At 55.5% G+C, this 18781-nt stretch carries 17 protein-coding genes and 1 pseudogene; 10 read left to right on the forward strand and 8 right to left on the reverse strand.

Translation table 11 applies throughout. The annotated features are described in order from the left end of the window. Positions 1-117, forward strand: a 117-nt coding sequence (locus AC1DJO_RS25050) for an integrase core domain-containing protein (RefSeq protein WP_477831735.1), incomplete at its 5' end; no start/stop codon positions are given. A 272-nt stretch (positions 118-389) separates the two neighbouring features. Here AC1DJO_RS25050 and AC1DJO_RS25055 read toward each other — a convergent pair. Then, entirely contained in the window at positions 390-770 is a 381-nt protein-coding gene (locus tag AC1DJO_RS25055) for a DUF3429 domain-containing protein (protein WP_162708586.1), read from the reverse strand. Between the two features lie 511 nt (positions 771-1281). On the opposite strand from AC1DJO_RS25055, the gene folE reads away from it, so the two are divergent. Both folE and AC1DJO_RS25065 read left to right on the forward strand, forming a co-directional pair. Then, on the forward strand, positions 1282-1890 hold the full coding sequence (gene folE / locus AC1DJO_RS25060; protein WP_112445448.1) for a GTP cyclohydrolase I FolE: 609 nt from the start codon (positions 1282-1284) through the stop codon (positions 1888-1890). A 40-nt stretch (positions 1891-1930) separates the two neighbouring features. After that, positions 1931-2547 (forward strand): annotated as a pseudogene (locus AC1DJO_RS25065) (SDR family oxidoreductase). 27 nt (positions 2548-2574) lie between these two features. Here the strand turns inward: AC1DJO_RS25065 and AC1DJO_RS25070 are convergent. Both AC1DJO_RS25070 and AC1DJO_RS25075 read right to left on the reverse strand, forming a co-directional pair. Beyond that, positions 2575-2853, reverse strand: a complete 279-nt coding sequence (locus AC1DJO_RS25070) for a hypothetical protein (protein WP_148194301.1) — start codon at positions 2851-2853, stop codon at positions 2575-2577. A gap of 366 nt (positions 2854-3219) precedes the next feature. Continuing rightward, positions 3220-4125 (reverse strand): SDR family oxidoreductase, encoded by a 906-nt coding sequence (locus tag AC1DJO_RS25075; protein ID WP_112445452.1) that lies wholly within the window; start codon positions 4123-4125, stop codon positions 3220-3222. 76 nt (positions 4126-4201) lie between these two features. Between AC1DJO_RS25075 and AC1DJO_RS25080 the strand changes: the two genes are divergently transcribed. Beyond that, positions 4202-4825: a TetR/AcrR family transcriptional regulator gene (locus AC1DJO_RS25080; RefSeq protein ID WP_112389546.1), complete on the forward strand. Its 624-nt coding sequence runs from the start codon at positions 4202-4204 to the stop codon at positions 4823-4825. Between the two features lie 41 nt (positions 4826-4866). On the opposite strand, the gene AC1DJO_RS25085 is transcribed toward AC1DJO_RS25080, so the two are convergent. After that, positions 4867-5586 (reverse strand): hypothetical protein, encoded by a 720-nt coding sequence (locus tag AC1DJO_RS25085; RefSeq protein ID WP_148194300.1) that lies wholly within the window; start codon positions 5584-5586, stop codon positions 4867-4869. A gap of 70 nt (positions 5587-5656) precedes the next feature. Here AC1DJO_RS25085 and AC1DJO_RS25090 point away from each other — a divergent pair, with 70 nt between their 5' ends. After that, positions 5657-6328 (forward strand): hypothetical protein, encoded by a 672-nt coding sequence (locus AC1DJO_RS25090; RefSeq protein WP_112445456.1) that lies wholly within the window; start codon positions 5657-5659, stop codon positions 6326-6328. Positions 6329-6741: 413 nt separating this feature from the next. Here the strand turns inward: AC1DJO_RS25090 and AC1DJO_RS25095 are convergent, their stop codons facing one another. The 3 genes from AC1DJO_RS25095 to AC1DJO_RS25105 form a co-directional block, all read right to left on the reverse strand. After that, positions 6742-6897: a hypothetical protein gene (locus AC1DJO_RS25095; protein ID WP_162708587.1), complete on the reverse strand. Its 156-nt coding sequence runs from the start codon at positions 6895-6897 to the stop codon at positions 6742-6744. A 137-nt stretch (positions 6898-7034) separates the two neighbouring features. Then, positions 7035-7205: a hypothetical protein gene (locus AC1DJO_RS25100; protein WP_162708589.1), complete on the reverse strand. Its 171-nt coding sequence runs from the start codon at positions 7203-7205 to the stop codon at positions 7035-7037. A 1427-nt stretch (positions 7206-8632) separates the two neighbouring features. Further along, positions 8633-9952 carry an MFS transporter gene (locus AC1DJO_RS25105; protein ID WP_112445458.1) on the reverse strand — a complete coding sequence of 440 codons (1320 nt, stop codon included), beginning with the start codon at positions 9950-9952 and terminating at the stop codon, positions 8633-8635. Positions 9953-10193: 241 nt separating this feature from the next. Between AC1DJO_RS25105 and AC1DJO_RS25110 the strand changes: the two genes are divergently transcribed. The 5 genes from AC1DJO_RS25110 to AC1DJO_RS25130 all read left to right on the forward strand — a co-directional run bounded on the left by AC1DJO_RS25110 (position 10194) and on the right by AC1DJO_RS25130 (position 12835). Continuing rightward, positions 10194-10910 carry a hypothetical protein gene (locus AC1DJO_RS25110; RefSeq protein ID WP_148194299.1) on the forward strand — a complete coding sequence of 239 codons (717 nt, stop codon included), beginning with the start codon at positions 10194-10196 and terminating at the stop codon, positions 10908-10910. 4 nt (positions 10911-10914) lie between these two features. Then, positions 10915-11136, forward strand: a complete 222-nt coding sequence (locus AC1DJO_RS25115) for a hypothetical protein (protein WP_112445462.1) — start codon at positions 10915-10917, stop codon at positions 11134-11136. Positions 11137-11277: 141 nt separating this feature from the next. Next, positions 11278-11883 carry a hypothetical protein gene (locus AC1DJO_RS25120; protein ID WP_477973489.1) on the forward strand — a complete coding sequence of 202 codons (606 nt, stop codon included), beginning with the start codon at positions 11278-11280 and terminating at the stop codon, positions 11881-11883. A gap of 292 nt (positions 11884-12175) precedes the next feature. Continuing rightward, entirely contained in the window at positions 12176-12304 is a 129-nt protein-coding gene (locus AC1DJO_RS25125; RefSeq protein ID WP_477973567.1) for a hypothetical protein, read from the forward strand. 363 nt (positions 12305-12667) lie between these two features. Further along, positions 12668-12835 (forward strand): hypothetical protein, encoded by a 168-nt coding sequence (locus AC1DJO_RS25130; RefSeq protein ID WP_477973491.1) that lies wholly within the window; start codon positions 12668-12670, stop codon positions 12833-12835. A 1353-nt stretch (positions 12836-14188) separates the two neighbouring features. Here the strand turns inward: AC1DJO_RS25130 and AC1DJO_RS25135 are convergent. Further along, positions 14189-18337 (reverse strand): PAS domain-containing protein, encoded by a 4149-nt coding sequence (locus AC1DJO_RS25135; RefSeq protein WP_477973493.1) that lies wholly within the window; start codon positions 18335-18337, stop codon positions 14189-14191. Between the last annotated feature and the right edge of the window lie 444 nt (positions 18338-18781).

Below are 18781 nucleotides of genomic sequence, written 5' to 3' on the forward strand. Positions count from 1 at the left end.
GCCGACACAGCTCTCCGGAAGATCGACGGATGGATTGAAGACTATAATGAAATCCATCCACACTCAGCGCTCAAAATGGCCTCCCCAAGGGAGTTCATCAAAGCATTGTCTCAATAGCTGAGCTGTCCGGCGAAATGGGGGGCACTCCAGAGAGCAAGACTGGTGCTATGATCCTTCCATAGCTTGTATCTGTCGCAATGCAGTCCTGCTTTGGCTCATCTGATGAGCTTTATGACAGGTCCTTAAAGCTCGGGCCAAACCTTACCGGGTCTCGACGTGATGCGGCGTATCTTCGCATATTAGACAATGCGGAGCGGACCACCGCGAGCAATCCATTCCGGCTGATTCTCGCCTCGCTCCGCTTAAAGGACTGAATAAAGCGTCATCGTTCAGTAAGCGAAAAGAACGACTAGCGTCACACTGCCACGAAGCTTCAGGTACCAACGCAGGTCGTCGTCTTCGACGATAGTACTGGCGTCAACGACGAGGAGAATACCAAACAAAATCATCTGAGCCAAAAGGATGATCGTCATGGATCCGATGAGAAGCGTTGCAAATGCGACCAGTGCCAGAACGTTGCTAAACAGGGTAACGAAGACGCCGGCGCGACCGTTGAGTGCGCTCCGCCAAAGCGTTCCCGCCATGAACGAGGCGATAATTGCTCCATACGCTAGGAACGCGCGCTGCGCTTCAAATTGCGGCGCGATAAGCGAAACAACTATGAGCAGCCAAAACGGTAACGTTCCCAAATACGTCAAGACGATTGCCAAAACGCGGTGCCTTTTGCCCATCCTACTGACCCACCATGCTACTAAGCGCCTTCGCCAGCACCAGCCCGCTAACGTGCGCCGCCCCTTTACAGCTAGCATCGGGTTGAATTTCCGCGAGCTTTGAAGCGTCGCGAACGCACCAGATCTCCGCTGCACTTTTCACGGCCGGATTGTTGCGCCACTCGGCCTGCCGGATCATTGCTGCTGCAGGACGGCCAGTGTTGCACACCGCGACCATATCGCTTCGAACGCCACCGTCGCCAACCGAGCGGCAGCCATGAATGCGAGCTACAAGATCCCTGCTATCGATTGCACTCACTGTACCGCGCGAAAATAAGCCGTTTCCAACTGTCACGATTGTTCGCGCCTTTTCATCGCTCCAAGAATACAAGCGCGTTTACGAGGTCATCGCGAAACAGATCAAAAAGTGGGGATCTGATGTGCCGGAAATTTGATCCGACCGATGATCGACGCCGTAACAGCGCGGTTATCATAGCGAAGGACGGTTCTGATGGACGCAATCGTAAACGACACCGGATTTTTTGCGGCCGCGGACCTGCCCACCCAGGAGGAAGCCGAGGCCGCCGTGCGCACCTTGATCCGCTGGGCTGGCGACGACCCAACGCGGGAGGGCCTTCTTGACACCCCGAAGCGCGTCGCCAAAGCGTATCGTGAGCTCTTTGCCGGCTACGACGCAGCGCCGGAAGAGATTTTGGCGAAGACGTTTTCGGATGTCGCCGGTTACAAAGACATGGTCGTCGTCAAGGATATCGCATTCCATTCGCATTGTGAGCATCACATGGTGCCGTTCCACGGTGTTGCCCATATCGCCTATTTCCCGGATGGCGCCGTTCTTGGACTTTCAAAAATGGCGCGACTCGTGGACCTTTATGCCCGTCGGCTGCAGACACAGGAAACGATGACGTCGCAGATTGCAAAAGCTTTCGATGAGAGCCTGCGACCGAAAGGCTTGGCCGTCATGATTGAAGCAGAACATATGTGCATGGCGATGCGCGGCATCCAAAAGCAGGGTGCAAAAACCATAACGACGACATTCCTTGGCCGTTTCGACAGCTGTGCGCAGGATCAGTCGCGCTTTATGATGATGGTGCGCGGCTGATTGTTCGAGCTAACCATCCTATGTGAAGGGAGTTCGTTCAATGGCGGGTAAGCTGCTGACATCGTTGGCCCCCGGATACTCGGCCTTGGTGATCGGTGCCAGTGGCGGCGTCGGCCATGACGAGGAATCCGTCCATCTCGCAGCCGATCGATTTCAATCAACGTCGTTCGATTTGATTGTGTGCGCGACAGGTGCTCTCACGATAGATGGTGTTGGGCCGGAGAAATCGATCCACCAGATCTCAATGATGAACCAATTTGCCGTCAATGCCATCGGACCGGCATTAGTATTGAAGTACTTTGTTCCGTTGCTTGCCAAGAAGAAGCGGGGTGATCCTCGCTTTCCTGTCGGCTCGCGTGGGGTCGATTGGCGACAATAAGCTCGGCGGGTGGATTTTCTTATCGTTATTCCAAGGCTGCGCTGAACCAGATGGTCCACACGGCCGCGATCGACGTGTCCAGGGCAAATCCTGCATCGCTGCTGGTCGCAGTGCATCCGGGCAGTGTTGCGACCTCCCTGTCGGATCCATTTTCCTCAGGCTACGAAAGGTCGAAGCCAGACGAGGCCGCGCGATCGGCCCTTCAGGCGCTTGACGCGCTCCAGCCTGCGAATACCGGCGGCTTCTTTGCCTATGACGGAAGCTCAATCGTTTGGTAGCACGCGTTGAAAATGCTTCGCTGACGACTAGGATCTGAACAGAGCCCAGCTGGCAGGCTCACTATCCGCAGATTCTGACATTCCTCTGATCGTTATTCCTTTACCACCGCAAAAATCTACCTGACGTTTCATATCTGGATCGGCCGCGGCAGACTCGAAGATGTCCTGTGAAAGCGTGTAGATGGCGGGGATTACTTTCCCAGCATCTTCACCAATGCTGTCGATCCAATCGATCCATTTCGGTTCTTTTGAACCTTCTATTTTAAATCGCCCCTCGATCAAAGTGTCGCCACCGGTAACAGCCACATGGAACATCTTACCGGAGATCGTGTGACTGCGGCCGTCCGAGCATTTGTAGCTGCGGTAGAATGGGTCGAGGAACCCTTGAAGCTCCTCGTAATCTCATGTTGAGCGGGATCCCGGCCRCTTGTCGACGCTCGATCTCCTTCGGGGTTTCGACTGTGGTGAGTTTAAAGGGGCATGAATCGTCGATCAGGCTGTTTCTAACGCGGCAAGACAGCAGATAACGCCGTGGAGTAGCGCAGCCGGCAACGCTAGCGTAACCCGCGACCGTGGAGTTCGAAGCTAAGTTGTCATCTGCCAGCCCAAACAGACGTGTGTGCGGGCGTTCAAGGGCCGGAGGCGCTTTCGTCAGCTCCAGATGAGGATATTTTAAAGGCCAGTCATACGTTGGGAGATCTCCCAAAGCTGCTGACTGGCGGCTTTGTCGAGAGCCTGTTGCGGGATGCTTGCCGGTTGCGGATGTCCGCGTGTTTCGCCAAGGCGATCGGGCCCATAGTAGCCGCCTGATTTGGCCTCCTTCGAGGTGGCAGCGAACAGCTGCGGTAAAGCGCCTTGCGCGACGGGCTGGAAGAGAAACCAGAGATAGGTTCGCGCCAGTCCCTGCAAGCTATTTCGTCCGGGTGCATTGTGCAGCAGATCGGTCCGAGAGATCCCGGGATGTGCCGCGATGCTTGAGACGCGCCACCCTGCAGCTCGGCTTCGAGCCTGGAGCTCGAGCGCAAACATCAAACATGCAAGTTTCGACTGGCTGTAGGCCTCCATCGGACGATAGTGCCTCTCAGAATTGATGTCGTCAAAGTTGATCTTTCCTGCACGAGCTGCCACGCTGGACACGGTGACGACACGGGCGTCCGTCCCCCTTGATAGCAGTGGCATCAGATGAGCCGTCAATGCGAAATGGCCGAGGTAGTTCGTTCCGAATTGCAACTCGAAGCCATCCCGCGTTTCCTGCCGCTTCGGCGGCACCATGATGCCGGCATTGTTCACCAGCAAATCCACGCTCTCCCTCTCGTTTTCCATCCGCTGGGCGAACGACACGATTGAGGAGAGATCTGCAAGATCGAGTGTGTCAAACCGCACAATGGCTTTGGGAGCGGCGTATTTAACGCGCGATACAGCGTCGGCACCTTTTTCAGGATTGCGGCCGGCTATGGTCACATCGCACCCTGCGCGGGCGAGCGATAGAGCGGTTTCAAGCCCTAGTCCACCCGTTCCTGTCACCACGGCGGATCGCCCGCGCTGATCTGGTATGTCGGTCTCGTGCCACTTGGTCATTTCACCCCTCTTCCATCATTCTCGCACTTGGTGTAAAATTAATATCGCACTGAGTGTAATTATACAAGAGGCTGTGGTGAAGAAAACCGAGCGTGACGTTCAAGCAGGCGATGGCCTACGGGAACGAAAGAAGCGCGAGACAAAAAAGCGCATAACCGAGAAAGGCATCGCTCTTTTCGTTCAGAAAGGAATCGACCACACAACGCTTGACGAAATTGCCGCGGCCGCAGGGATTTCGCGCAGAACTTTCTTCTACTACTTCACGTCGAAGGACGAGATTCTGCTGTCTCTTCAAAGTGGGATCGGCGAGATGTTGGCGGATGCGGTACGAAAGGCTCCCGCGACCTCGACGCCGATTGACGCGGTACGAGATGCTGTGGTGAGCGTGTGTAATGCGATCCCGACGGACGACATGATCGAGATGGATAGGTTGATGAGGACCAGTCCAAGCGTTCAAGCGCGCAAGCAGATATCATACGTGCAGCAAGAACTTGAGATATACGACGCGCTCAGAGAGCGGTGGCCCGAGCCTGAGCGATCAACGGCGTTGCGTGTCGTCGCTATGGTTTCCGTCGGAGCGATGCGCATTGCTGGAGATATCTTCAACCAGGAGAAAGGCGCGCGGCCAATGGCCGAACTCCTTCAGGAAGCATTCGGCAGCGTCGTCCGGGAGGTCCAGTCAGGGTCCACGCATGAGTGATCTCGACGAGATCCGGAGGCCGGTTAATATGAGACAAGAGCCTAACAATATAAGGTCTGGATATATCCCACCAATGCAGTCAATGCAGGTCCGTCGCTGAGCGTGCGGTAGGTCATGCATCTCTCGCGTCCGTAGGCAAACAGACACCGGGATCGTTCAAGGTCGCCAACGTGAGCTCTAGCCGCTGCCTCCAGATGAGTTATGACACTCAAAAAATCCGCATCGATATGCGGCCGCTCTTTGAGTATCAAGAACGGCTGGTCAATGTGATCGTAGATGGCTTTGACTGCATTCAACTTCGTCTGATCCGAAGGATCATCCAGGCTCTTGTCCGAGTTTGCCTTCATTTCGAAAAGAACAGGTCGTGCATCCTCAAAAGCGATTTCACTTTTGAACGGCTCGGCCACCGCCTCGTACAACGGCCTGCCCTCGAGCAGCTCATCGAGAAAGCTTGGATGTACATGGGCTAGGATGTCTGGTGTATACCTGAATTGCCAGTTTATACCGCGGAATGCAAAGAAGAGGCTGTGTGGTTGTGAGTTTATCCTCACCACGCGAGAACACGCCGAAAGCATCCTCAGCGCGTTCCGCTCAACGTCGCGGGACTCCCAAGGCACCCCGTGGAACCTTAGCTTGTTTAATGGGATTAAACCGACCGGATGGGTTCGTCGCCCATTGGCGACCCATCGGACCGGAGCATCTCCCTCGGCTCGCCCGAAACCGAAGTTATCGACAATGTACGGGTCCGTGGTTTCTGACATTGAGTTCCCCTTGTGAAGCTCCGTTGATCGCAAGTTCGAGAGCAAAACACCCGTTGCATCTTCAACCCGCATGACAAAAAAGACGCGAAAAGATAGACTTGACCTCCCAGACCAAAAGCATCCACGAACAAAAGATTCCAACTTGCCACGATCAAAACAAAATATCATTCCCGGCGCGGAGAAAACTGGGAATCCTTTCTTTCAACAGAAAGATTCCACTTCCGCGTCCGATCACCTTGACCTCACGGTCTGGGCTGGCGAATTGAAACGCAAAATCGCGACTTCCGAAGAACTTACTGCGGACCTGCGCAGTCAGGCCGCCTCGTTACGCACCCGAGCAGACTTTCTGTCGGGTATGGCGCAGCAGGCTGACGTCGAGGCCAAGGCTCTCCGCGACTTACTAAAGCAGATCGAAACGACCGAAGTGTCAATCAAGTCCAGACCGAATGTCTCAACGCCTCACGGCAGCGACGCGAAGAACCTATCCTCTCGAGTGCGGGCGCATGTGAAGGTCATCCTCAAGGCAGCCGGACGCCCCTTGGGACGAACCGAAATACTTGCACAACTGAATGAGGACGGTGTCACCGTTCCCGGCCGCAACCCTGCCCAGAGAGTTGGAAAGATACTTTGGGAGGCCGATGAGTTCGAGTACAAAGGCAAAGGTTATTGGCTTGCGGGCGAGCCGGTTCCGGAACATCTCGTCCCTTCTAAACGCTATCGCGCACCAAACCGAAAGAAATAGCTGGGCGAAGTAGCGCCCCACATCCGGGCCGTTCTTTATAGTTCCGGCCAGTTCACGTGAAGGACGATGCATCCTGGACGCCACGGTCGCATGGATCATTTCTGCTGCCACAAATAATTCCTTCCATAAGTCGCGCACGATGACGTCGCTTCCTCAACTTTTGTTTATGATGCGATAGACCAAGGCTTCTCCTCCAGGCTAAGCGCGCTCGTGAATGCCAAGGCGGATGATTACACCGAGCCAGCAAGTGAAAGCTGGCTCGGAGGATTTTGCGCAAGAGGTCCCGGTGTCGGCTCTTTCACTCACGCAGGACGCGACTCCGCCCTACTTTTACTTACGCCGTGCGGAAGCCGAACATAGAAGCGGCAATGGGATGCCTCTCTGCTTTGAAACTAAACAACCGTCGCGGCAGGCTACTCGCTGTCTTGACCAATGCGGTCCATGCGCCGCAGAAAGATAGAGCGGCATGCGTCCATCAATGCCTCATGCGCATCATAAAATGGCTCATGGTCAAACTCACGTACAAGAACCGGAATATCCTTGGCAGGTGGGGTGTTGATAGGCTTCATTCGAACATCTCCTTCTCCGCGCCCTCAAGGAGCGGCGCGCAGACGCGATCGCATGCTTTCGCTGTTGTGCAGCGATGCGTATTGCGCATGGTTTCGTAAACGCCCTGACGGGCTACCGGCGGTGTCGTGCTGATGACTTAGTTGCCGCAGCCGTAAGTCGAGGCATGAAAGAGGCCCGCAGGCACCTCTAATGTGTGGCCTTTCAGCCGATCCACTGGTTTTTCTGGCCTGAAGCGTAGTGCAAGCCTGCTCGCCAGTTGTTTTCGAGAGATGTTCGAGATAGACAGATACTCGGCATAGATAGACATTGATGGTCTTCTCCATTTCTAGGCCACATCGGCAGAGCTGGTGTCACAGCCTTGCCGACCTATCGGATCGGGCTGCACGCCAATGCAGCCCGCATTCGTTTTAGCCTAACGCGTAAGGGGCGGATCGCTCATCTACGCTCGGCACACGAAAATAAGCTCCAGCCGCGAAAACTTTCAAGCGCCCTGGTTCGAGTGTGTGTTGAATTACTTCCGGGAGGTTCCAGTCCCGAAATTGCTCTTTACAAACGCTGATTTTGATCCCCATCACGATTCTCCGTTACCCTCCGGCATCGCATCCCAGACCAACAGCGCCACGTTTCTCACCTGACCGCCAACTTGGATACAACGGCTAGGGACGTTATTGAATCCTTACATTCTCACAGGTCCGGCGAGCGTCTGGCGACTTTATCCCTCACGGGAATTGGAGACGCCTCTATCGGAGTTAATTACAGGATGGAAAACTAATTGCCGTACGCGTGTACGCCGAAATTCTCGTCGTTTTGACCGCTCGCAAGACTCCGCCTCTGACTGGAGTCTTGAGCGGAGCCGATCCAACGCAAATCAAGGACGCCGCATTTCCAACTGGTCGCCGAATTATTTTCCGCTTGCGCCTAGATTTGAAGCAACGCGGGGTGAAGAGCGGAACCTTGAATTATCCCGACCGGAATTGACATTCTGGAGGCGGAACTTTCCGTGGAACTGCGCCACAGGATGGATTGAAATTGGGGAGCTGGACACTTCCGGTTTGCTTCGCGTTATCTGAAAGGATGTGTGTCTGGTGTAAAAGAGCATGCAACCGCGCCGGACGCCCGGCCTGAGAATTGGGGCTTGATTTTCCAGAAGTTGACCGATGTCCGGGAATCGCTGTGCCTTTTCCGCAACACGATCTCGTGTTGATTTTGGTGCCCCGAATATCCGTCGAGTAGTTCGGGACAGCCTCATTGCGAACAATCCGCTGAAATCGAAGACTCACTTGTGTCTCGCGCCGCATAACAACGGTCCAGCTGAGACCATTGTCCGTCACCCGCGCCCTCGATGAGCGGCCCTTAAAGTGTGATTTGTCTTCATCGACATAGCGGACGGTGACTTCGGCCACGGTAACGCGGCGCTACTGCCCAGCTCATATGAACAATCGGGTTGAACGATCAATCTTCGCGAATGCCGACTGTCTAGCATACGCGCTCGATACTAGAGAACATTACGAGTGTACCTCGCCAAAGAAACGGACGACATGTTGTCCGATACTTGATCCCCTTGACCGCAGCGGCAATGACCAAGAAGCCGCGACGCAAAAGCAAGCACAGCGCCTGATTTCATACATCTCGGCATCTCCATCCAATGACGACTGGAGCGCAGCGAAACGTAGAACCGATATTCGGCCCGCTCGGTGGAAGCGGCAGCCTATACAAGCCTGCCGCCCTTTTCCGTTAGCCCAACGTCTGTTTTGCACTCGCCACCGTGCCGTCAGTTCCACCCACACGGTCACCCCGCGGGATCATCCGTCCCACGACAAGAACTAGAACGGCTGCAATCGCTAAACACGCCGCAAGGAAGAACATTGGAGCGATAGTGCTGCCCGTGGTGTCTTTGATCCAAGGCACAACGTTCTGCGCAACGAAACCACCGAGGTTGCCGACGGAGTTGATGGCCGCGAGCCCTGCTGCTGCGCCAGCCCCTCTCAGAAAGTGGGAAGGAAGGCTCCAGAAGACAGGCTGGCCAGCGAAAATCCCGGCGGCGGCAATACTGAGGAAGACGAATTGCAAAACGTGGTTTGGGACGATGGCGGACAGGACTAAACAGATAGCTCCGACTACCGCGGGAAACACGATATATGGGGTTTTGGCAGGCGCTTTGTCTGCCCGGGTGGGCACCACGTAAAGAGCTATTGCGACGAGTACCCAGGGGAGGATGTTGAGGAAGCCATTGACTGTGTTGCTGACCCCGAAGCCCTTGACGATCGTCGGCAGCCAATAGCTCAGCCCGTAAGCGGCAAGCGGAAATCCGACGTAACAAGCCGACATCAACAGTACGCGTGGATTGATGAGAGCTTTTAAGCCATCGCCCGCGTTCGCTTCCATCCCGGAATTTTCCGAAGCCAGTCGCCTTTTCAGCCAGTCCTTTTCCTCCAGACTGAGGAATTTCGCATGCTCAGGACGGTCAGACAGATAGAACAGGGTCACAAAACCGGCAAGGACGGCTGGAATACCGGTCGCCAGGAACACCCACTGCCAGCCAGCGTAACCGTAGATGCCGTCTAGATCGAGTAACACGCCGCCCAGCGGTGCACCCACTGCATTGGCCACGGCGGAGAAAATCATAAAGAGCCCGACCATCCTGCCGCGGTACGACGCGGGGAACCATAGGGTCAGAAGGTACAGCACACCAGGAAAGAACCCGGCCTCACATGCGCCAAGGAGAAAACGCAGTATATAGAACATGGTGGGGTTCTGCGTGTAGGCCAACGCAACGGTGACAAGGCCCCACGAAACCAGAATTCTGGCAAACCACTTACTTGCCCCGAACCGATCGAGGAGAAGGTTACTCGGCACCTCGAAGATGAAATAGCCGATGAAGAACAGCGACGCACCGAGACCATATGCGTATTCGCTCATTCCCAGCGCATCGACCATTTCGAGTTTGGCGAAGCTCACATTCTGGCGATCAATGTAGGAGATCAGGTAAAGCAATCCGAGAAACGGCATCAAGCGCCAGGTAATTTTTGAAATCAGGTCTTTTTCGACAATCACAACAGTTCTCTCCTCACTCCGGATGCAGGTGACATAGGCCAGCTACCCAACCTATCAACCATGAGGCGAAGAAGTGCCCCCTCGCCCGCTCCCCAACGAATTGCCGCGCGTACCTGAAACTCCAAAGCCAATGACACCACCGGCAATAACCGAAGGTTATACCGGCGGCTTCAGAAGGATTTCTGCGGGTTTGGTGATCAGGTATACGAAAAGTCCGGGACGTATCGAGAGGGAGAGTGGCTTGAATGCTCGGCGGAAGATCGGGACGCGCTTCGTCGACGCGGTAGCCTTTGGGACGATCAAGGAGGCCGTAGAGGCATTGCACTTGGCATTGCACACAGAATGGTCGCGAGCCAAGCAACTGCACAACCTTCGCCGTATGCAAAAAATTGGCATCCAGCTTTGCGAGCTCCGTGCGCCTGGCGGTGACGCAAATCTACCTCTTGAATCCAAATTCAACGGAATAAGGCTGTCGATCGGCGAGGCAATCGATTTGGTCCAGTCGCGGGCGGCTGAAATCCGCCGATCCGCCTTCGCGGGTGAGGTGAACTTCAAACGCCTCCCGATTGTAGATTTATGGCCTGGGTGGACTAGGAAAAGTGCCGCCGTGTCCCTACGTGTGCGGACACAGAAATTCGCGGGAGGCGACATGAAACTGCTTGAGGCCATTACATCGATCAAGTCCGCAATAGACACGTCAGCGGAGGCAAAGAGCGATAGCGCTTGGAAAGCTGCGATCAACGCGGCTGGCCTAGTCGTGCAAGGCGACGAAAAGACCGGCCTCTACATCGATGAGGAATTTGTGGGGTCATTCGGCACTTTCAATGTGCGAGTGAAACACACATGCCGCGACACCTCGAAAACCTTTTCAATCGGTCCTGATCGAACAAGGGTGACGCTCGAACTGATCCAGGACGGCAAGGTGGTCGATAGCTATACCAACGGTTACGAGGATTAGTGCAATGAAGTTGCTGGATTTCCTCGCTGTTGGTGACGACGAGGCGTTTACCGTCGAAGACGCCGCGAACCTCAACCGCGATCTGGCGAGCAAGTCCCTCTCGGACATTCCCGCTGAACGTCGTCCCGACGTGCTGAATTACCTGACAAACGCAATGCTGGCCGATTCCGTGGATCATGATATTCGACCGCAAATCGAAGGCTTAATTGCCGATCTGGAACGGTGATTTTCTGACTCATCGATCGCCCGCCCATCTATTCCCTCGCGAAAGCGCAAATCGGCCCCTACAAGGCCTAAAACCACTACGTGCAAACGCTATCATTGCCCTGCTATACGTGTTCGGCACGTGGGTGACGGCGGGGGGGATATGAAGCAAATTGCAATGGCAGTCAGACGCTATTTCATGTGGAGAGTGATCGACATTTCCATGCGGATTGCCGTCCCGACTTCGATCCCGACATCGGGAGAAGAGGGCCAAAAAACCAACATCTACGTCGTCTATTTTCGTGGCGAAGACGGCGAATTGCCTTTCATGGCGAATGAGATGTTGCCGAATGGACTGACGGGCAAATGGTGGTCGAAAGCGGAAAAGAAATTTGCCGTCGAATGCTCTGTCCCCTACGCCGCATTCGATGACTATCGGTTGCACGTCCAGCACTTTTACAAAGGGTGGGTTTTCAACAGCGACGGCATTCTGTCGTTCGTGTGGAAACACATCACCTCTTATCCCTTCCTGCGGGTAATGGCCGATAGGGTCATGCAATTGGTCTTCAACCTGCGGCCCTTGCCGCGGCATGATCGGATGAAGGTTCTCAAATTCATCCTCGCGGAGACGATCAAGGATAAGGACTGGCGAGCGCCGAGTTTGGCTTTACCATGCGGGCGAAAGCCCTCAACACCATTGCCGACTACGAGAAAGAGGAACGGCGACACACGGACAATTTCAAAGTCCAGCGCCGAATCTTCTATCTAACGATCGTTCTGATGGCAGTCGGCATCATTCAAGCCGCCACTGGCGGCTTTGAGGCGTGGTTAGATTTTACCAAGCCGACACCCTGACAGGGACAATTGGAGCATATCGGAGCTTTCAGCATAGCGCCGCCAAAAGCGGGAAGCCTCGAACCGGCGATCAAAATGATCGTGCAGCCTTTGGGTGTTGGTTTCCACGCAGAACTGCGCCGGTTAGGCGCATAATTTCCATTGAGAATTGAGCCATGTGAACCTTTCCCCAATGCGGCGAGCGGCGGGGGCAACGGAGTATCCGCATGGGACTTTTAAACATCATCCGACGAATGGCGTTGCACGAGAAGCAGTCGATGCGCGAGATCAGGCGGCGCACCGGGCTGTCACGCAACACGATCGCGAAGTATCTGAGCGCTGGTCCATATTATTGAGAGAGAGGTCAGAAATGGAGACGGAGATCAGCCTGAATTAGCGCTCACTTTGCGAAGACTTCAGGTTCGCGCGTTCGAGTGCCGATTTAGGGTGGACGACACAGCGACACGCCCACGGCGTCACTTCGTTGGCGCATAATCGCCGGTAGAAGCGCAAGTTCCATGCTGGGAATTGCCGTTGTGCCGGAACGCAATGGTACAAGCCCTGAGCCTCCTTTTCGACCACATTCAGGTTGGCAGCGGTAGCCAATCGCTCGGCAAACTGCCATCGCAAAGCGTGTGTGGGCGCGAATGAGGACGCTAAATATGGATTGGTTTCCAACAGTCTTTTTCACGTTTAAGTTTCTAGTGCTGGGAGTGGGCATGTACTTCGCCATCAAGTGGCATTACGACCAAATCCAGAAGGCGGAGAAAGGCGCAGCGCTCCGTGCCGGCGGCATAATGGCTGGAATATTTCTGCTAGCCCTTTTTGGTGTTGGTCTCCTCGCCTTTTTCGTCAGCAAGGTTCTAGGCTTGGACTTAGGCTTTTGAAGCCTGTGCATAATCAGTCAGCAGTTGTAAGCCGCCAGTTCAAAGCCCCAAGCGCCGAACTCTGATACGCGCCTTAGTCGTGATTGGCTATCTCGCGAACGGTCACAGCATCAGCCCTTCAACATACCGCGGGATCAATCCGAGGAAACTTCCCGAAACCCCAAGAGGACAACAATATAATTATACAATAACTGCTCTCCATTCGCACCCATCCTTTCCGACACAACCGATGGAGCGAATTATGTCGAGTTACAAATCAAGAATATACGACAACCACAACAACAACTACTCTACTGGGTTTCCGCTGCTGGTGATCGGCGGCACGATAGCTGCAATCGTTGTTTACCTTGCTTTGGGATCATCCCTATTAGCACCTCCAGCCCGTGCAACAAGGGTTTACGTCCAAGTGGCCGAGACGCCTGTATACAGGCCCCTAGACATTCCGTCGCCGTCGCGCCCTTAGCGTTGCTGAAGTTTGGTCCGCGCGCATATCAGTGGAGAGTATGGGCGGCTTCGAGTCTGGCCGGGGTTGCCCTTAATACTCCGGGCGCACTTTCGAGCAATTGGGCGAAGGATCTCTCGTTGACACCGTCCGCCCGGTTGAGCATCGCAAAAGCGGATCATTTGCGGCCTCGATTATCGACAGATCAGCTAGAACAGGCGCTACACCATCCTTGGTGCACCCGGTCCCATTTCCGATGTCACAATCGCCGGATGGAACTCGACATCAGATGTACATTCGCGCCGTGGGAGGTAGTGGGAGTTCGCGTTACGATTGCGATAACCAGCTGTCACCGGCACCGACATGTTGACCTCAGGCATGGAATGCCTCCAAAGCATTTGACTGTGCGGCCCTAGTTATCGACAGCCAACGCGTTCGCCAATAAAACGATTGTATGCTTCCGGTATCGCGTATCGCACCCTATTTAAGATGTTAGATATGGCAAACGAGGCGTCTCACATGGTTGCACGATTAGCGCCGGTATCCTCCACGGCCGCGTCTCATCAAACGCGAGTGGACAGCAGTTTTTCGCTGGCGGAGCCCGACGTAGCATGGGTGGCCGAAAGGCAGTCGACGATAGATAGAGGCTTAGAGAAGGCGCGTGAGGAACGCGTGGGCGATGATCGAGAGTCGTCGGGAGAAGCCGCAGAACATCGTCACCAACCGTCACCGGACCTTATCTCGGCCGAAGAACCAGATCGCGCCTCCAGCCTGCTGTCGGGTGAAAGCGACCGAATCGGACAAGGAAACCTTAGCGACGACGTGCCTTTCGGGAAGCACGAAGGGTATGTCTAGCGGCAGCACTAAATCGATGCCTTGATTGGTTGCCTTGGTAGGCTTCTAGGGAAGCGTCACAAGGAAGTCACCGCCTGGATCGGCAGCGTGAACTCAAATCGACAACCGGGCGTCTCGATTTTAGCTAGGCGCATTTGCCCGCCATGGTTCTCGACGATAGTGCGGCATATCGACAAGCCCATTCCCATGCCGTTCATTTTCGAGGTCTGGAATGGTTGGAAGATGTTGTCTGCCAAGTCTTCGGGCACCCCGGGACCATTATCGTTGACCCCGACCGTCACCAATTCGTGGTCTTTCCTGAAATCGATCGTGATTGCCCTATCGCGATCAGTGATGCTCTTCATAGCCTCGATGGCGTTGAGGATCAGGTTCACGAAGACCTGCTGAAGCTGGACGCGGTCGACCGGGACGAACGGAAAATCGTCTGGTATGTCGAGCTTGAGCGCGACTTTGGTCTTTTGAAGTTCTCCGCGCGTCAGTGAAATGACATCGCCAATCAGTTCGGCCATCCGTACAGGCTCGACTGTCGCCATTTCCTTCCTGAACATTTTCCGAATTCTGGTGACGATCTCGCTCGCACGCCTCCCATCATCTATGACATTTTTGAGGCTGTCTCTGGCCCTGACAACGTCAGGGGTAGCCTTGGAGAGCCACCGCAGCGCTGCCCCACCGCTGGCAACTATCCCGGTGAGCGGCTGGTTCACCTCATGCGCAATCGAGGCCGCGAGTTCACCCATGGTGGTCGCGCGCGCCACATGCTCAAGCTCCGCCTGCACTTCCCTCAGATGCGCCGCGCTCCTTAGAAGTTCAGACTCCACTCTCTTGCGGTCTGTGATGTCCATCGTCGTTCCGACATAGCCCGTCACCTCGCCGGACTGACTGATTGAAGCCCTTCCTGTGCAGAGGAGCTGGATGGTGTTTCCACTGGGGAGTGTCGCCTGGTACTCGAACTGGATGTCCGTCTTCTTCGCGATCGCCTTCCGCATTGCATCCTTCACCAATGCGGCCTCCTCCGGACGCATTCTATCGAGCATACTTTCGAGCGTTCCTCCGACATCCGAGACCATGTAGCCAAAGATGTTGCCGTGTTCTTCAGACCATTCCAGCTTGTCGGTCGCGGCGTTCCATGCCCAGCTCCCGGTATGCGAGATACGTTGTCCTTCCGCCAGCATCGCCTCGCTCTTCTTGAGCGCGTCCTCCGCGATCTTGCGTTCAAGTACAAAGCTCGCGAGCTGAGTAAAGCGGTCGATCGCCTGTCGTTCGCGATCGCCGGCCGACCGGGGCCTGTTAGAGTAGACCGCTATCGTTCCGAACACCGATCCACGACCGGACATGATCGGAGTGGACCAGCAGGACTTGAATCCAAAGCGATCAACGATGTCGCGCGCGCAATCCCATCGGTGATCCGTGTCGACGTTGTCGATCCACACGGGCTCCTGCCTGAAAGCGGCTGTTCCGCAAGAGCCGAATTCAGGTCCGACGGGAATTCCGCATACTGCGTCACTGAAGCCCTCGGGGAGCTTATATCCTCCACCGGGCTGCAGCGTACGGCCTTCTTGATCCTGCAGCATGATCGTGACGAAATACGCGTCCGTTAGCACGTAGAGCGTCTGGCAAAGCGAATCCAGTATTGCCGGCAACGGCTGATCGGTCGTCATCATCTCAAACGACCGCTTTTCTCCAGCCAAGAGGATTTCCGCCCGCTTGAGATCGTCGATGTCGCTTTCAGCGCCATAACACCTGACGATGCGACCGGTGGCGTCGCAATGGGGCTTCGCTCTCACGATAAACCAGCGATACTCCCCGTCGTGCCGTCGCTTCCGAGCCTCCAGCCCGCTCACTTCGCGCTTGGTTACAATCCGATGCCATGTCGCCGCAGATTCCGCCCTGTCATCCGGGTGGAAAACGTACTTCCAACCGCCGTTGCAGGCCTGTTCGGGTGTGAGGCCAGTGTATTCGTACCATTCCTTGTTGAACCACTCGTTCGCCCCGTTTGCGTCGGCGCTCCAGGTCATCGACGGCATCGTGTCGTTCGCCATCCGAAATTCGTGCTCGCGCTCCGCGAGGTCGGCCTTCTCCGTTTCCAGTTCGGCAAAGAGCTTCGCGTTGTCTAGAGCTATCGCAGCGTGAGGCGCGATAGCGAGAAGAGTCGGCAAGCCAACCCGCCCTCGCAGCCTTTCATCCGTGAAGTCGAAGAGACGCAAAATGGCGATGAGCCGGGACTTTTTGACCAACGGGATGAAGTACCCTTCCCCACCCGACATTTTGGTACCTTCGCCGGTGAGCGTGGCGTTCACACCCGTTTCTTCCGAGATCGGCTCAAGGGTTCGCGCGACAGCGAGCACGGCAGCTTGAGATACCTCCCCGTGTTCGGGGGCACGGCGCTCCGAACTATAGGTGGTCTCTCCGCTGTTACGAAATCCAGAGCCGGTGATCCATGCCTGGGAGCCTTCCAGCTCGATCAGCATCGCCCTGTTCGCTCCTGACGCGTCCAACGCGGTCTCGAGGACCGCCTCAACGAGCGGTCCGTGACCGATGACAGAGGCAATTGCCTGCGAAAGATCAAGCACGGTTTCTAACAGATCGCCTTGGCCGATAACCGGCGACAGCTGTGCTTCACGCTCTCCAGATTCCGCAGCGATGTCCGGATATGCCCTCTCGAGTTGCGCTACCTTCGCTGCCGCTCCCCAACGACGATAGCAATCCCTCGCTCTGGACAGATGGATTTTAGCTGATTTCTCTCTGCCGAATTCCCGATAGAACCGCCCGGCGACTTCACATGCAAGCGCCTCGTCGGCAAGTAGGCCGAACCTTGTCGCCGCATCGATTGCCTGCTCGTATAGGCGCTCGGCTACCGTCGAATCTCCGTCAATCCGGGCCAATTCGGCGAGAGCGAGCAAGCGCTTGCTCTGGAATGTATCGGGGCATGTTTCTGCCCAACGGACAAGCCAGTCCACGTGACCGGCAATCGCGGCTCTCTTGTCTTCGGTGCCGTCCTTGAATCGCGCTGCGAGTGCGAGCGCGGCGATCAAGTGATACCCGGCGAGTTGAATATGTCCGGTGCAAGCCCAAATGAGGTCGGATATTCGCTCGACAGCATCTGCCGCCGCATTGAAATCGCCGTAAACGTAAGACGCGTGCGCCTTGAGAACCCAGTAGAAGCAGATGTAAGTCGGCGTCTGTTCAGGGACAAATTTGGCTTCGAACGCGCGGGCGTCGAAACCGTCGCGGTCGAACATATCTTTCAGGCCGCGTCCCTCCGTCATCGTGAGGAGAAACGCCCTCTGTGAATGAAGGGCCATCAGAGGAGCGGCAAAGCTGGCTCTTTCGACGAATCCGACGGCGTCTTCCAGTTCCGCAGCAACGTCGATAAGGCTGTCGCCTCGAGCAAACCGATAGGCCACCATGCGAACCCGCGCGTAGCAGGAATAGGGAATGTCCCTGCTGCCCGCCGCTGCCGCAATGCACGATCTGGTCAGCTCGATCACGGAACGCAAGGGACGCGCCCATACAGCAACCAGTTCGATGTAACTTATAGCCTTGACTTCGTGCTCCCAGAACCCGTGGACCTTGACGAGTTCTCGCGCGGTTTCGCAGAATTTCAATCCATCTTGATAGCGGCCGAAATGGTTACTGAGAAAGAAGCCAAACAAGCCAAAAGCAAGGACGGCCTCTTTGGTAATTCCGTGATCTAGGGTCAACACAACCATATGGCTGAGTGTGACGCCCAGCAGCCGTTCGTCCGTGAGCTGTGCGGAATTCGTCATGGCGGAGAGAACGCCGACAATAGCCTCCACTTCCGGATTATCCATCATCGGCAGATGGACAAGTTCTTCGACCTGACGACCGTAAAGCCGCTCCCATACTCCTATGGTGGCCGTTTCGAGATCGACCTGGTCTGGGTGGAGTGGTATGTCGAGACCGAAATCCCTTAGGCATTCGAGACCGGCGGCAACACTCTCTGGAACCTCAGACCTACGAAGATGCCAGTCGATCTTGAGGCAGCAAACCTCAGCCTTTTCGATCTTCGTGTCTGCCATTGCGGAGGCAAGCTGGATGTTCTTATCGGATGCGGCGAGTTCAGCAGCGGCCAGGCTGGATTTGGCTGCTTCCAACGCCGTTCGGAAACCTCCGTGGACCTCTTCGCCGGCATTCACCGTCTTGAGATCGTGCGGTTGGCTGGAAGTTTCGATCTGGGATGGCATCCGTTCGCTCTGTGATCGTCATTTGAAGGCGTGGCTACCGTTTGTTTTGGCACCGATGCTTTCAATTGGGAACCGGGCTTCTTCACGGAAGGTATAAATTCAGCGGAAAGCGCCAAGCAGCACTATCGGGCTAGGCCACCAGCGTTATCAATCTTTCCTGCCAACGGCATAAGCGGCTGAGCATATTGCCAAGCGATTTGGCGAAAGACGCCGGTCTACACTTCATCGATGGCCTGTCTCAAGCTTCTCACGCGCGAGGTGAACGATCCTGGTCAAGTGGTCTTGTAAGAAACGGTTTTGCCGATCAACCGAGTGCCTTTAGCGGTTTCAATTCCGCGCGTCCACGTCGCGTATTAGATTGCCTCGGACTGGCTGGGCAAGACCTCGTCACTTCAAGAGCGGCGGTCCGTTGGCCATTCCTGCATCAACATAGCAATGGCGCTT

This window comes from Rhizobium sp. 05N430, assembly GCF_056396985.1.

What these genes read in the sequence shown, in the direction of transcription:
- AC1DJO_RS25115 (WP_112445462.1), top strand. Translation starts at nt 10,915, where the DNA reads ATGAAGTTGCTGGATTTCCTCGCTGTTGGTGACGACGAGGCGTTTACC.
- AC1DJO_RS25130 (WP_477973491.1), top strand. Translation starts at nt 12,668, where the DNA reads ATGTACTTCGCCATCAAGTGGCATTACGACCAAATCCAGAAGGCGGAG.
- AC1DJO_RS25095 (WP_162708587.1), bottom strand. Translation starts at nt 6,897, where the DNA reads ATGAAGCCTATCAACACCCCACCTGCCAAGGATATTCCGGTTCTTGTA.
- AC1DJO_RS25100 (WP_162708589.1), bottom strand. Translation starts at nt 7,205, where the DNA reads ATGTCTATCTATGCCGAGTATCTGTCTATCTCGAACATCTCTCGAAAA.
- folE (WP_112445448.1), top strand. Translation starts at nt 1,282, where the DNA reads ATGGACGCAATCGTAAACGACACCGGATTTTTTGCGGCCGCGGACCTG.
- AC1DJO_RS25085 (WP_148194300.1), bottom strand. Translation starts at nt 5,586, where the DNA reads ATGTCAGAAACCACGGACCCGTACATTGTCGATAACTTCGGTTTCGGG.
- AC1DJO_RS25135 (WP_477973493.1), bottom strand. Translation starts at nt 18,337, where the DNA reads ATGCCATCCCAGATCGAAACTTCCAGCCAACCGCACGATCTCAAGACG.
- AC1DJO_RS25125 (WP_477973567.1), top strand. Translation starts at nt 12,176, where the DNA reads ATGGGACTTTTAAACATCATCCGACGAATGGCGTTGCACGAGAAGCAG.
- AC1DJO_RS25090 (WP_112445456.1), top strand. Translation starts at nt 5,657, where the DNA reads ATGACAAAAAAGACGCGAAAAGATAGACTTGACCTCCCAGACCAAAAG.
- AC1DJO_RS25075 (WP_112445452.1), bottom strand. Translation starts at nt 4,125, where the DNA reads ATGACCAAGTGGCACGAGACCGACATACCAGATCAGCGCGGGCGATCC.
- AC1DJO_RS25120 (WP_477973489.1), top strand. Translation starts at nt 11,278, where the DNA reads ATGAAGCAAATTGCAATGGCAGTCAGACGCTATTTCATGTGGAGAGTG.